The following is a 12544-nucleotide window of genomic DNA, read 5'->3' as shown; positions in this document are numbered from 1 at the left end:
GGCGGAGGCAACAAACCGTGGTTTGGCCGCCGCATCACCACACACTCCGTCATCCCAGGCCTTGAGCCTGGGATCCATGGCGCCGCCGTTTTTCGCCGAGCCCCACCAACTCCTCCGTCATCCTCGGGCTTGACCCGAGGATCCATGCCCCGAGCATTGTGCTCGCCGCGACAGACGGAGCGGCAGGGGGCATCCTATGCGTGAACTCATGGACGTCGAGTGCTGCGTATGGATCCTCGGGTCAAGCCCGAGGATGACGGAATAGGTGGGAACCAATCTGCAAAACCGCACCCACTCGCTGGCGGACTTGTTCACCATCCCACCTTGACCCAAGCACCCCTAGCCAAGCACTCTCTGCCCTCCACGCCACCGCGAAGGGACACCCCATGAGCCGCATCTTCATCACCGGTTCCACCGATGGACTCGGCCTTGCCGCCGCCCGCACCCTGATGAAGGAAGGCCACGCGGTCGTGCTGCACGCCCGCTCCCGCGAGCGCGCCGCCGCCCTCGCCGAGATTTCGCCCGCCACACTCGGCATCGTCATCGGCAATCTCGCCAGCGCCACGGAAACGCGCTCGATCGCCGAGCAGGTCAACGCCATCGGCCGCACGGACGCCGTCATCCACAATGCCGGCATCTACCTCGAGAGGAGCCGGGGCGAAACGTCGGAAGGTCACGCCAAGACGCTGGCGGTGAATGTGCTTGCCCCCTATCTGCTCACCGCCTGGATCACCCGCCCCGATCGCCTGGTCTATCTCAGCAGCGGCATGCACCGCAGCGGCAGCAGCGCCCTTGACGATATCGACTGGAAGACGCGGCCGTGGAACGCAAGCCAGGCCTATTCGGAAAGCAAGCTCTACATCGCCACACTCGCAGCCGCCATCGCCCGCCATTGGCCGGATGTGCTGAGCAACGCGGTGGACCCCGGCTGGGTGCCGACCAAGATGGGCGGCGCCGGCGCGCCCGATGACCTCGAAATGGGGCATCTGACGCAGACGTGGCTGGCGGCGAGCGATGAAGGGGCTGCGAAGGTCAGCGGCGGGTATTGGTATCATCGGCAGCGGCGGGAGGCGGCGGCGGAGGTTGGTGATCCGGGGTTTCAGGAGGCGCTGGTCGGAAGGCTGGTGGAGCTCACGAGTGTTCGGCTGTTTAACGGGCGCCTGTGAGGCGCGTCATTTAGATGCTGCGGTAGTTGTGGCGCTGGCGTACGGCTCAGACCCCATCAGCTTTCGATGTTCCCGCCCTCTTTCGTTTCTGAGCCTCGGGAATTCCACTCTTAATCTCAAGAGCCTTCTGCCCGTTCACCAGAACGCGATGAATAAAGTTCTCCAGCACGTCCAGAAGATGGGTCGTTTGCTCTTCATTCGGTGACCAGCCTCGCTGCGGCGCTGCCCGCATCGGTTAATACGGTCAGAATCCCGTGCTCCGTATCACCAATGAAACCCCGCTCTTTTAGCTCCTTCAGCTTTTCTTGAAATGACTTCGCGGGATCAATTTTGACGCTGGCTACACAGCTGTCCAATGCCGTCCTCAGACCTATCGCCGCAAGGATAAAACATTTCTCGTCGTAGCATCGATAGGTCTCATCCAAGATATGAAACAAGGTGGGATCGAGTTTACCGATTTTATCCAGCCAATCAGGTCTGGGGCGTGCGGGAGGACCAGGCAAAGTAATCTTCGTGTAGACCGGCTCGCTTTGGATCGCCCGTAATGGTCATACCATTGATCGATGTTGTTTTCGTCCCATGAACTGTTCTCGGTAAAGACTGTCTCACAGCCGCAGCATTCAAAGAGGCTATAAGCGTTTCCGCCGACCATCGAGTTGCCGTATCTGTCTTCCCACCGCCATGGTTTATCGGCACGTCCGTGGAGAATACAATTCTGCTCCCGATTGCACGTAGGGCAATGAGCCTCCTCAATCACTGGCTGCTTGCGTCGGTTCGACTTCGCCATGGTGTCGCTTTGCCTCTCACACAACCTAGGCAGCTTCTAAACGCACTTCCATTCCCTCACAACCGTACATATGGCGCCGCCGTGCCCGGTCTTCCGCGGCGCCTCTATTGGATGACAGGCAAGGGCAAGGCTGTTTACGACCGCGCGGTAGCGACTCGCCAACAGTTCGATACCTGGGACATCGAAGGAGCTAAGGCATGAGGAATTGGATTCGCCTTTCTTACCTTCTTATGACCGCGATCTTCTTGATCTCCGGTGCCGTCTATTTCCTAGCGAGAAATTTCCTCTGGTCGAAAGACCTGTCAGTGTTCAGCTTAGGGATTTCGATGGCGGGTTTCGGACTAGCTACAACAACCTTGCCGAGGATCATCAAGAGGGTAGTGGATGCGGGCGTAGAAATAAGAATCGCAACGCCACCCGGCCATATGTTCACCCGGATCCTGACCGTGTTCATTTCGAAGCGGCTGTTTTATAAGCACTTTGGACAGACGATCGCAGACAACCGCGCAGACGTGATTAAAGCGCTCGCGACGGGTGACATTGAGGAAGCCAACAAGATCGAGCGCGAGCTGAATATCGACTTGGGCCGACAGATCCTGGAATTGATCCTCGGAATTCCGGCGAGTATCGTCGGAAAAGTCTGGCGGTTCGCAAAAGGCGAGAAAAAGGGCGACGAGTAGTCGCCCTTTTTCATTTCAGAGCACTAGGTATTAGCGAGGGCGTCATACCGACCAGCACCCCGTCGCGCGCAATATCATCGGGACAGACTTTGCCAATTAGATAAATGGAATAAGGATGAGAGTTTCGAGTTTTCGAGTCTCTCATCGCCTGCAATTATGGGCTGCCCCGAGTTTCGCGTTTGGGTGTTGAAGCCTACACGTGAATCCATCGAGTTCATGATACGGAAATATGCAGCGGAAGACTGCTACGGTTAGCTTTCGCTAATATTTACTATCTATTTGATTTCACTGCATAAATAACGCGTGGCTGGGGCGCCTGGATTCGAACCAGGGATGACGGTACCAAAAACCGTTGCCTTACCGCTTGGCGACGCCCCACCAGAGCTTGAGCGGAAACCGCTTGCTCAAATCGACGCCTGATTAGCAAAGCTCTTCGCCTGTCACAATGACTAAGTTTGACCCGGCGCAGATTTATGCGCTGCGCAGTGCTCGCCGTCGTGCTAGGAATTGGCGACGTCATCGGCCTGAGATCATTCCTTCATGGACAGTCCCGCATTCGACCTCGCTTTCGAGCCGGCCTATGGGCAGGCCGTGCCGGTGGTTTCGGGTGTCGAGCGGGTTACAGTGAACAATCCCGGCCCTTTCACCTTTTTCGGCACCAACAGCTATATCGTCGGCGCTTCCTCCGTCGCGGTCATCGATCCCGGGCCGGAGGACGAGGCGCATTATCAGGCGCTGATGGCAGCGCTTGGCGGCCGCGCGGTGACGCATATCTTCGTCAGCCACACGCATCGCGACCACTCACCGCTGGCCCGGCGCCTGCAGGCGGCAACGGGGGCGGTGACAGTGGGGCAAGGGCCGCACCGGCCGGCGCGGCCGCTGCGCGAGGGTGAGATCAATCCCTTCTCCGAAAGCTCGGATCTATCCTTCGTGCCCGATATAGTGCTCGGTGACGGTCAGACCCTATCGGGCGATGGCTGGGCGCTGAGCGCGGTGCTGACGCCGGGGCACACGGCCAATCATGCCGCCTTCGCGCTCGCGGGTCGTGACATCCTCTTCTCCGGTGATCATGTCATGGCCTGGTCGACCTCGATCGTGGCACCCCCGGATGGTTCAATGGCGGATTACATGGCTTCGCTCGAGCGGCTGATTGCGCGCGACGACCGGCTGTTGCTACCCGGCCATGGCGGGCCGGTGACGGAGCCGGCCGGTTTCCTGCGGGCGCTGAAGGTGCATCGGCTGAAGCGCGAACAGGCGGTGCTGGAGCGGGTGCAGGCGGGCGATGAGCGGATAACCGAGATGGTGAAGGTGATCTATCGCGACACCGATCCGAAGCTGCATGGGGCGGCCGCCCTTTCCGTGCTAGCCCATATCGAGGATCTCCTGGAGCGCGGCGAGATTGCGGCGGATGGGCCGCCTTCGCTTGCCGCCTTCTACCGGCCGGCAACAGGGAGATAGGGATGACGCCCCGAGCCGATTACAGCTATCGCGACGATGCCGATGTGCCGGCCTTTGCCGATGACCGGCCGTTGATCGTCTTCGATGGCGAATGCGTATTCTGCTCCGGCTGGGTGAAATTCGCGCTGAAACATGACAGGCAGCGGCGATATCGCTTTCTGGCGGCGCAGACGCCGCTCGGCGAAGCGCTCTACCGGCATTACGGGCTGCATGCGCGCGACTACGAGACCAATATCCTGATCGAAAACGGCCGCGCCTTCTTCAAATCAGACGGCTCGATCCGCATGGTGGCGGGCCTCGGCTTTCCCTATTCGCTGGTCAAGCTCTTCCGGCTGCTGCCGCGGCGGGCGGCCGATGCGCTCTATGAATTCATCGCCCGCAACCGGCTGAAGATTGCCGGGCGGCAAAGCTGCATGGTGCCGACGCCGGAGCAGCGAAGCCGCTTCATCACATGAGCGACGACCGGTTTTCGCTGCTGATCATCGGCGGCTACGGCACGTTTGGCGGGCGGCTTGCCCGGCTGCTTGGCGATCAACCCAGGCTCAGGCTCCTGGTTGCCGGGCGCTCGCTTGAAAAGGCTGACGATTTCGTTGCCGATCTCAGGACGCCGAAAGATGGAGCCGAGGGCCTGGGAAGCAACAATCTCGGCGCCATGGTGCAGGCCGTCAGCTTCGACCGAGACGGCGATCTCACCGAACAGCTGACGCGGTTGAGGCCTCATCTCGTCGTCGATGCCTCGGGGCCGTTCCAGACCTTCGGGAAGGATGCCTATAAGGTGGTCGAGGCCTGCATCGATCTGAGCATCGATTATGCCGATATCGCCGATAGCACCGGTTTTGTCGCCGGCGTCAATGGGCTCGATGCTGCGGCCAAGGCCAAGGGCACCTTCGCGCTCTCGGGGCTGAGCAGCCTGCCCGCCCTCTCCTTCGCGGCACTTAATGCAATGGCGCCTCATTTCTCCCGGATCGACAATGTCGCGGCGGGCATTGCCCCGTCGGCGCATGTGCGGATCGGGCTCAATGTCGTGAGAGCAATCGCGACCTATGCCGGCAGACAAGTGACGGTGCTGCGCGATGGGCGGCCGGCTGCCGGGCGCGGGCTGATCGATGCGATGCGGGTGACGGTGGCGCCGCCGGGGGTTCCGCCGCTGCGCAGCCGCAAGTTCCTGCTGGTCGATGCGCCGGATCTGGCGCTGCTGCCGCAGCATCTTGCCGATCTCAAATCCAGCTTCACCGGGGTCGGCACAGAGCCGCAGCCGCTGCAGCACTTGCTCAGCCTGGCCGCACGGCTCGTCCACCTCCGGCTGCTGCCATCGCTGCTGCCGTTTGCGCGGCTGCTGCAGCGCGCGAGCCATGCTTTCGCGATCGGCGAACATCGCGGCGGCATGTTCGTCCGCGTCGCCGGCGTCGATCACGCGGGGAGCAAGCTGACAGCTGGATGGCATCTGATTGCCGAAGGTGATGACGGGCCGTTCATTCCCATCATCGGCGTCGACGCGCTGGTGCGCCGGCTGCTGACCGGCACGCGGCCGGAGAATGGCGCGCGACCGGCGGCGGGGGAATTGCAGCTTGCAGATTTCGAAGCGGCCCTCCGGCGTTTTCAGATCACGTCAGGCATCCGGATGGAAAACGAGGCGCCCCTGCCGCTCTACCACAGAATTCTCGGCAGCGCCTGGGAGCGGCTGCCGCCCGCCCTATCAGCCCTGCATGCCGGCGGCGCCCGCGTCGCCTCCGGCCGGGCGCGGATCGAGCGCGGCGGCGGGCTGCTGGCGCGGATCGTCGCAGGCGTCATCGGCTTTCCCCCAGCGGGCGAGGATGTGCCGGTCACGGTGCGTTTTGTGAGCGATGGCGACAGGGAGATCTGGACCCGCGATTTCGGCGGCAAGGTGTTCCGCAGCTGGCAGGCCGAAGGCCTGGGCCGCGACCGGCATCTGCTCGCCGAGGTGTTCGGGCCGTTCCGGGTGCTGATGGCGCCGGTGCCGGATGGGGAGAAGCTGCGGCTCGTCGTGCGCGGCTGGCGGTTTTGCGGGATTCCGCTGCCGATGTTTCTGGCGCCGGGCGGGGATACGTATGAGGAGGAGCGGGATGGGCGGTTCCACTTTCATGTGGAGATTGGTGGGCGGCTGACGGGGTTGGTGGTGCGGTATACGGGGTGGTTGGTGGTGGAGGGGTGACGGTGATGTGCCTGTCGGTTTGCGCGGATGGCTGCCCCTCACCCTAACCTTAGTGAGGTCGAACCCTGCGAGAGCGAGCGAGGAACGGAGAGATTGCCGCAAATCTCTTCTCCTCTCGGGGAAAAGAGGGAATCGAGAGGCTGCGGCTCGCAGGGCGTCGAGTTTGCCGCACCCTATCCCGGCCCTTCGCTTGGGCTCAGGGCGTTCGCCGCTGCAATCGATTCACTGGATCGATTGCTGCCGCCTGCGGCGGCACCGCGGCTCACCCACCCGCAATTCCCAGCAGCTCGGCATCCAGCGCCTTCATATAATCGCCGGCGATTTCGGCGCTGAAGCCGAGGTCGTGTTGGCCGTAGCGGGAGGCGACACGGATGTCGACGAAGGTGGTTTCAGCCTCTTCGCGCAGGCGGATCAGGATATCGAAGCGCAGGCCGAGGATCAGCGTGCGGGTGGTGCCCTGCAGCGTCACGCCGTTGGCGCCGCGGATCAGCTTGGCGACGTCGTCGTCATAGGGGCGCGGCGTCGGCACGGGGATGATATCGGGCGCATCGGCCACGGCATCGTCGCTCGGCTGCGGCGGCTTGACCGGCATTTCCTCGGGATCGCGGCCGGGCTCGGTGTCGCCATTGCTGCGGGTAATCGTGATGCCGCTCATCTTGGCGACCTTGCGGACTGCTTCCAGCACGCGGTCGAGCGCGCCTTCATAACGCCGGCCGGTGAGTTCGGGATAGGCGGTGAGCTGCTTTTCGCGATCCTCCGGCGTCACCTCCGGATTGCGCTTCAGCCAGATCTGGTCGGAGTGCGGCGGCGACAGCCAGTCGGGTGCGGAGACCGGATCGGTGGAGACGTCGTAAATATCAGGCAGCGTCAGATAGTGCTCGGTGGCAAAGGCGCCGAGGCCCAACGGAAAGGCGGCATAGATCAGTGCTGCCAGCGCCGCCAGCCCGCCTTCGGCCCCCGTCATCCAGAGGCTGCGCAGCCCGAGGGCGGCGAGCATCGCGGCCAGCAGCGCGCAGCCGGCGGCGGCAATCAGCAGCAGCACCAGATAGGGCGTGGCGAGGCCGCCGAAGCGGTGGGCGATGATCACCGCCAGCGCCAGCACCAGGGAAAACGCCCCGAGCAGCCGCGAAAAGCGGGCGGCGCTGGAAACGGGACGGTCGAAGCGGATGGCCATTAAACTTACCGGTTGCTCGTCAGCGCCCGCGCGTTCGACCACGCAAATCGCCTCACCCCTGTTTAGAACATGATGCCGAAAAGTGTGAAGCGGTTTTCGGACGACATCATGCTCTATTCTTTGATTTAGATCCGGATTCAGATTTTAGGCCGGCCCGGCCCAAAATCATCCGGACCCGGGGCAAGATTCGGCTAGATCGAAACCATTGTCTGAAGCATTGCGTTTGAATCCACGGCGAAGGCCATGACGAAACGGGGGCTGCTTCATAAGCCCTTGCTGATATGCCAAAAAAAGGCCATTCTGCCGCGGTTTCATCTCCGATAGAGAGACAGGAGAGACGGGATGATTTCACCCGAGATAGCAGAAAGGCCGCAGGCGTCTGCGCTTGGCGGGATCGACCACCAGTCCGAACCGACGCTGCCGATGGAGCTGCTCGAGCTCGAACTTTCGCTCGAAGGTTATACCGGCGGCGAGGCTGGCTTCTGCGAGGCGGTGCGCCGGGCAGCGGAACGCTCCGGCGGCGAATTGCTGTTCGACCTGCCGGCCTCCGGCCTCGTCCAGGATTGCCGCCGCATCGCCGTGCTGCGCATTCCAGGCGACGGCCAGGCGATGCGCGTCGTGCTGGCGCTGCTCGATGACCACGGCACGGAGATCCGCATGCAGGCGCCGGATGAAGACACCGCGCCGCTGGTGCGTTTCGCCGATGCCTTTGTCGAATTGCTGGAGCGGATCTAGGTTCTAGATCAACATTTAGCGACGCTCGGCCGCGGCTTCTGCAACGCTGCGGAAGGGAAACTTGCGCCCGCATTCGCACTTGATCACGAAATTTTCCTGCTGATTGGCAGGCCGTTGCACGCCGAAGCCGCGCGGCAGCTGATCGACCTTGAAATCCGGGTGCTTGCGCTTGGGATCGTCGACTTCCGAGGCTTCGGCAAAGCCCTCATTGCCGCATTGTGGGCAGCTCAGTTTCTTCGAAAATCGATCGCGAATGGCCATGCTCGTTCCAGTGTTTTCCAGTCCCCTCATACAGAGGAATGTCCGGTGGCGAAAGTGGAACCATATGCGGACGATGCCGTTCCTTTTTCGAAAAGGAGGCACTCATGCCCAACAAAGACCCGATCCCGACACCCAATGCCGATACGCCGCGCGGCCCGACGCCGACCCCCGGCATTCCCGACCCCATCCAGCAAAAACCGCCGCTGACGCCGGCGCAGGACCCGGCCGATACGAAGAACCCGCAGGATCCGCCGCTCAATCCAGCGCTGCTGCCGATCGGGGATCCGGCCGGGGCGGCGTAGACATAGCCGAGACACGTGGCTCGACCCCGGTCGGCACCGGCAGGCGGATGAGGGGCCGCTCTCGACAATCTCCCCAGCCAAGGGCGGCTTGACGGCATCGGCTGAAAGGACTTTCCTCTGGGAAATGCATTCCAAGGAATAAACCCATGCGCTATCCCCTTCTCATCACCGCCCTGGCCACCATCATCGCTGGGCTCTCCGCCTGCCAGACGATGACGCCGGAGGAGCGGCGGGCGGCGGATGAGCAGCGCTGCCTCGGCTACGGCTTCCGGCGCGGCACGGATGGTTTTGCCACTTGCCTGCAGCGCATCGAACTCGACCGGCGGGCCGAATCACGGGCGCAGAGCGCCGAGCTGATGCAGAGCATGGCCTGGGATCTGAACGGGCCGTATATCTACCGCGATCACTGGCGGCATCATCACTGAGTGCCGCGGACACCCCTGCCCCGCGGTTCCGCTTTTAACGGAAGCGCAGAACCGCACTATCTTTTTTACGCGCCACCGACTGTCTTACAAGCTTCCCCGCAGGTCTTTCGGACCCCGCCGGATCTCTTCCAGACCACCTGAGATCACCGCCTGCGCTGCCGCCAGTCTGGCGATCGGCACGCGGAAGGGCGAGCAGGAGACATAATCGAGGCCGATCGTTTCGCAGAAGCGAATCGAGGCCGGGTCGCCACCATGTTCGCCGCAGATGCCGAGCTTCATGTCGTTGCGGGTGCGCCGACCGCGTTCGGCGGCGATGCTGATCAATTCGCCGACCCCGTCGAAATCGAGCGAGATGAAGGGATCGTGCTCGATGATGCCCTTGCGCTGATAGGTGGGGATGAAGGCCGAGGCGTCGTCGCGCGAGATGCCGAAGGTGGTCTGCGTCAGGTCGTTGGTGCCGAAGGAGAAGAATTCGGCGGCTTCGGCGATCACATGGGCGCGAAGGGCCGCACGCGGCAGCTCGATCATCGTGCCGACGAGATAATCGATCTTCATGCCGGCCTCGCTCATCACATTGCCGGCCACCGCGTCGATACACGCCTTGACGTAATCGAGTTCGGAGCGCAGGCCGACGAGCGGCACCATGATCTCCGGCACGACGGCGGCCCCGGTCTCCTGAGCTGCGGCGATCGCCGCCTCGAAGATGGCGCGGGCCTGCATCTCGACGATTTCGGGATAGGAGATCGCCAGCCGGCAGCCGCGATGGCCGAGCATCGGGTTGAACTCGTGCAGCGCATCGACGCGCTGGCGCAGCACGGTCGCCTCCATGCCCATGGCGAAAGCGACCTCGGCCACCTCGTCGTCGGTCTTCGGCAGGAATTCGTGCAGCGGCGGATCGAGCAGGCGGATCGTCACCGGCAGGCCGTGCATGACGGTGAACAGGCCGGTGAAATCCAGCCGCTGCATCGGCAAGAGCTTGTCGAGCGCCACCCGCCTGCCCTTTTCATCGACGGCCAGGATCATCTCGCGCATCACATGGATGCGCTCGCCTTCGAAGAACATGTGCTCGGTGCGGCAAAGGCCGATGCCCTCGGCGCCGAAAGAGCGGGCGGCGCGCGCATCGGCCGGCGTATCGGCATTGGTGCGCACCGTCATGCGCCGGGCGCGATCGGCCCAGCCCATGATGCGGCCGAAATCGCCCGACAGCTCTGGCTGGGTCATCGGCACCTCGCCCTTCAGCACCTGGCCGGCCGAACCGTCGATGGTGATGATGTCGCCCTTCTTCAGGGTGACGCCGACGCCGAGCAGCCGCTCGTTGCGTTGATCGATGCGCATGGTGCCGGCGCCGACGACGCAGGGGATGCCCATGCCGCGGGCAACGACCGCCGCATGGCTGGTCATGCCGCCGCGCGTCGTCAGGATGCCTTCGGCGGCATGCATGCCGTGAATATCCTCGGGGCTGGTTTCGACTCGGAGCAGGATGACCTTGCGGCCTTCGGATTCCGCCTCGACGGCCTCTTCCGCGGTGAAGACGATGGCGCCGGTGGCAGCGCCGGGCGAGGCCGGCAGCCCGGTGCCGATCACCTGGCGGGTGACACGCGGATCGATCGTCGGATGCAGCAGCTGGTCGAGGCTGGATGGTTCGATGCGCAGCACCGCTTCGTCCTCGGTGATCACGCCCTCATCGACCATGTCGACGGCGATCTTCATCGCTGCCCGCGTCGAGCGCTTGCCCGAACGGGTCTGCAGCATCCACAGCCTGCCGCGCTCGATGGTGAATTCGATATCCTGCATGTCGCGGTAGTGGATCTCGAGCTCGGTGCAGATGCGGCAGAGCTCGCGAAAAGCCTCCGGCATCAGCTTTTCCATCGAGGGCTTTTCGGAGCCGGAGGAAATCCGCCCCTCCTCGGTGATGCTTTGCGGCGTGCGGATGCCGGCCACGACATCCTCGCCCTGGGCATTGACCAGGAATTCGCCGTACAGCGCCTTCTCGCCGGTCGAGGGGTTGCGGGTGAAGGCGACGCCGGTGGCCGAAGAATTGCCGAGATTGCCGAAGACCATCGCCTGGATGTTGATCGCCGTGCCCCAGCCTTCCGGAATATTGTGGAGCTGGCGGTAGGTGACGGCGCGCGCACTCATCCAGCTGGAAAAGACCGCGCCGACCGCACCCCAGAGCTGGACTTCGGGATCCTGCGGGAACTCCTGCTCCAGTTCCTCCTCGATCAGCTTCTTGTAGAGCGAGACGATATGCTGCCATTCCGAGGCGCTGAGTTCGGTATCGAATTCATGGCCGAGCTTGGCCTTCTCGTCTTCCAGGATCTCCTCGAAGGCGTCGTTGCCGAGACCCATGACGACATCGGCATACATCTGGATGAAGCGGCGGTAGCTGTCCCAGGCAAAACGCGCATCGCCGGCATCATGGCCGAGCGCCTGCACCGTCTCGTCGTTGAGGCCGAGATTGAGCACCGTGTCCATCATGCCCGGCATCGAGACGCGGGCGCCGGAGCGCACCGACAAGAGCAGCGGCTGGCTGACGGAACCGAAATGGCGGCCGGTGATCGCCTCTATCTCGGCAATGCCGGCGCGGACCTCGGCCTTCACGGCCTCCTCGATGCGGCGGCCGTTCTTGTAATAGGTGTCGCAGGCATCGCTGACGATCGTCAGCCCCGGCGGCACCGGCAGCCCGAGGCTGCACATCTCCGCGAGATTGGCGCCCTTGCCGCCCAGAATCTCGTGATCGCGCGCCCGGCCCTCAGCCTGCCCGTCGCCGAACCTATAGACCCACTTGGTCATCTTCCCCCCAACACCAAACCGGGATCAGCTCAATCCCTCAGTTTGTTGACAAAGCTCGCTCTTTTCTCGGCGTCATCCCAGGCCTTGTGCCGAGGATCTGCTGCGTAGATCGGTTGCAGATGCCGGGGCACGAGCCCGAGCGTGACGAAAGAGAAGCAGGCAGGCAGTGTCATCAGTCTGAGTTATCAGCTTAATGCCTTGGAGTTGAAATGAAAATCGACAAATGCGGCAAAATGTTGCGTTGCACAATAAATCTTGGCTGCCGCCAGAGGCGAAACGATTGAAACATCGCCCGGACATAAGAGAAGGCATAAAAAAAGCTTTGCGGGACTGCAACAATGTCCCGCAAAGCCTTGTTTCCGTCCGGCCAGGAAAACCGGACGGGGGGTCCCTCAACCCAGGAACGGTTCAACTTTTTGTAAAGAGAACCGTTCTGACCTTCGTTTTACGCAATTCCGGGGAAAACAGATCGCTGCTTCTCCTGGAATTGCTCCAACGGTTTCCGGTTCTTGCCCTCGCCCGGAAAACCGCACGTAAATTCGACAACTCACAACCTTTGATCGCTCGCTTTGCAGCAAAGTAATTAGGTT

The 12544-nt window shown here is 62.5% G+C and carries 13 protein-coding genes and 1 tRNA gene; 9 read left to right on the top strand and 5 right to left on the bottom strand.

Features of this window, described 5'->3' with window-relative positions:
- Positions 1–386: 386 nt before the first annotated feature.
- On the top strand, positions 387–1166 hold the full coding sequence (locus FHT79_RS24290; RefSeq protein WP_183904288.1) for an SDR family NAD(P)-dependent oxidoreductase: 780 nt from the start codon (positions 387–389) through the stop codon (positions 1164–1166).
- Between the two features lie 194 nt (positions 1167–1360).
- Here FHT79_RS24290 and FHT79_RS24285 read toward each other — a convergent pair whose 3' ends face one another.
- Positions 1361–1669: a DUF4145 domain-containing protein gene (locus tag FHT79_RS24285; protein ID WP_183904287.1), complete on the bottom strand. Its 309-nt coding sequence runs from the start codon at positions 1667–1669 to the stop codon at positions 1361–1363.
- Positions 1670–2150: 481 nt separating this feature from the next.
- Here FHT79_RS24285 and FHT79_RS24280 point away from each other — a divergent pair, with 481 nt between their 5' ends.
- The gene (locus FHT79_RS24280; RefSeq protein WP_183904286.1) at positions 2151–2633 is read left to right on the top strand and encodes a hypothetical protein; all 483 of its coding nucleotides are present in this window, start codon (positions 2151–2153) and stop codon (positions 2631–2633) included.
- A gap of 304 nt (positions 2634–2937) precedes the next feature.
- On the opposite strand, the gene FHT79_RS24275 is transcribed toward FHT79_RS24280, so the two are convergent.
- Positions 2938–3011: transfer RNA gene (locus tag FHT79_RS24275), tRNA-Gln, on the bottom strand.
- 162 nt (positions 3012–3173) lie between these two features.
- Here FHT79_RS24275 and FHT79_RS24270 point away from each other — a divergent pair.
- Genes FHT79_RS24270 through FHT79_RS24260 form a run of 3 tightly spaced genes read left to right on the top strand, consistent with a single transcriptional unit; the run spans position 3174 to position 6264 of the window.
- Positions 3174–4091, top strand: coding sequence for an MBL fold metallo-hydrolase (locus tag FHT79_RS24270; protein WP_183904285.1), 918 nt, complete (start codon positions 3174–3176; stop codon positions 4089–4091).
- A 2-nt stretch (positions 4092–4093) separates the two neighbouring features.
- A complete protein-coding gene (locus FHT79_RS24265) occupies positions 4094–4546 on the top strand; it encodes a DCC1-like thiol-disulfide oxidoreductase family protein (protein ID WP_183904284.1) in 453 nt (150 codons plus the stop codon).
- On the top strand, positions 4543–6264 hold the full coding sequence (locus FHT79_RS24260; protein WP_183904283.1) for a DUF4166 domain-containing protein: 1722 nt from the start codon (positions 4543–4545) through the stop codon (positions 6262–6264). The genes FHT79_RS24265 and FHT79_RS24260 overlap by 4 nt, the downstream gene beginning before the upstream one ends.
- A gap of 262 nt (positions 6265–6526) precedes the next feature.
- Here FHT79_RS24260 and FHT79_RS24255 read toward each other — a convergent pair whose 3' ends face one another.
- Complete coding sequence (locus FHT79_RS24255; protein WP_183904316.1) at positions 6527–7438, bottom strand: DUF1499 domain-containing protein; 912 nt, start codon at positions 7436–7438, stop codon at positions 6527–6529.
- A 342-nt stretch (positions 7439–7780) separates the two neighbouring features.
- Between FHT79_RS24255 and FHT79_RS24250 the strand changes: the two genes are divergently transcribed.
- Positions 7781–8173, top strand: coding sequence for a hypothetical protein (locus tag FHT79_RS24250; protein WP_097595217.1), 393 nt, complete (start codon positions 7781–7783; stop codon positions 8171–8173).
- Between the two features lie 15 nt (positions 8174–8188).
- Here the strand turns inward: FHT79_RS24250 and FHT79_RS24245 are convergent, their stop codons facing one another.
- A complete protein-coding gene (locus FHT79_RS24245; RefSeq protein WP_028757164.1) occupies positions 8189–8434 on the bottom strand; it encodes a hypothetical protein in 246 nt (81 codons plus the stop codon).
- Positions 8435–8538: 104 nt separating this feature from the next.
- Between FHT79_RS24245 and FHT79_RS24240 the strand changes: the two genes are divergently transcribed.
- Positions 8539–8736 carry a hypothetical protein gene (locus tag FHT79_RS24240; protein ID WP_012756389.1) on the top strand — a complete coding sequence of 66 codons (198 nt, stop codon included), beginning with the start codon at positions 8539–8541 and terminating at the stop codon, positions 8734–8736.
- A gap of 146 nt (positions 8737–8882) precedes the next feature.
- Complete coding sequence (locus FHT79_RS24235; RefSeq protein WP_047613992.1) at positions 8883–9161, top strand: hypothetical protein; 279 nt, start codon at positions 8883–8885, stop codon at positions 9159–9161.
- Positions 9162–9245: 84 nt separating this feature from the next.
- Here the strand turns inward: FHT79_RS24235 and ppdK are convergent, their stop codons facing one another.
- Entirely contained in the window at positions 9246–11954 is a 2709-nt protein-coding gene (ppdK, locus tag FHT79_RS24230) for a pyruvate, phosphate dikinase (RefSeq protein WP_183904282.1), read from the bottom strand.
- 223 nt (positions 11955–12177) lie between these two features.
- Here ppdK and FHT79_RS24225 point away from each other — a divergent pair, with 223 nt between their 5' ends.
- Positions 12178–12537, top strand: coding sequence for a hypothetical protein (locus FHT79_RS24225; protein ID WP_156148412.1), 360 nt, complete (start codon positions 12178–12180; stop codon positions 12535–12537).
- Positions 12538–12544 lie beyond the last annotated feature (7 nt).

This window comes from Rhizobium sp. BK212, from assembly GCF_014197475.1.
Classification (GTDB): Bacteria; Pseudomonadota; Alphaproteobacteria; order Rhizobiales; family Rhizobiaceae; genus Rhizobium; species Rhizobium anhuiense.
Note: the sequence above shows the minus strand (reverse complement) of the source record. Positions and strands in the feature narration are given on the sequence as shown.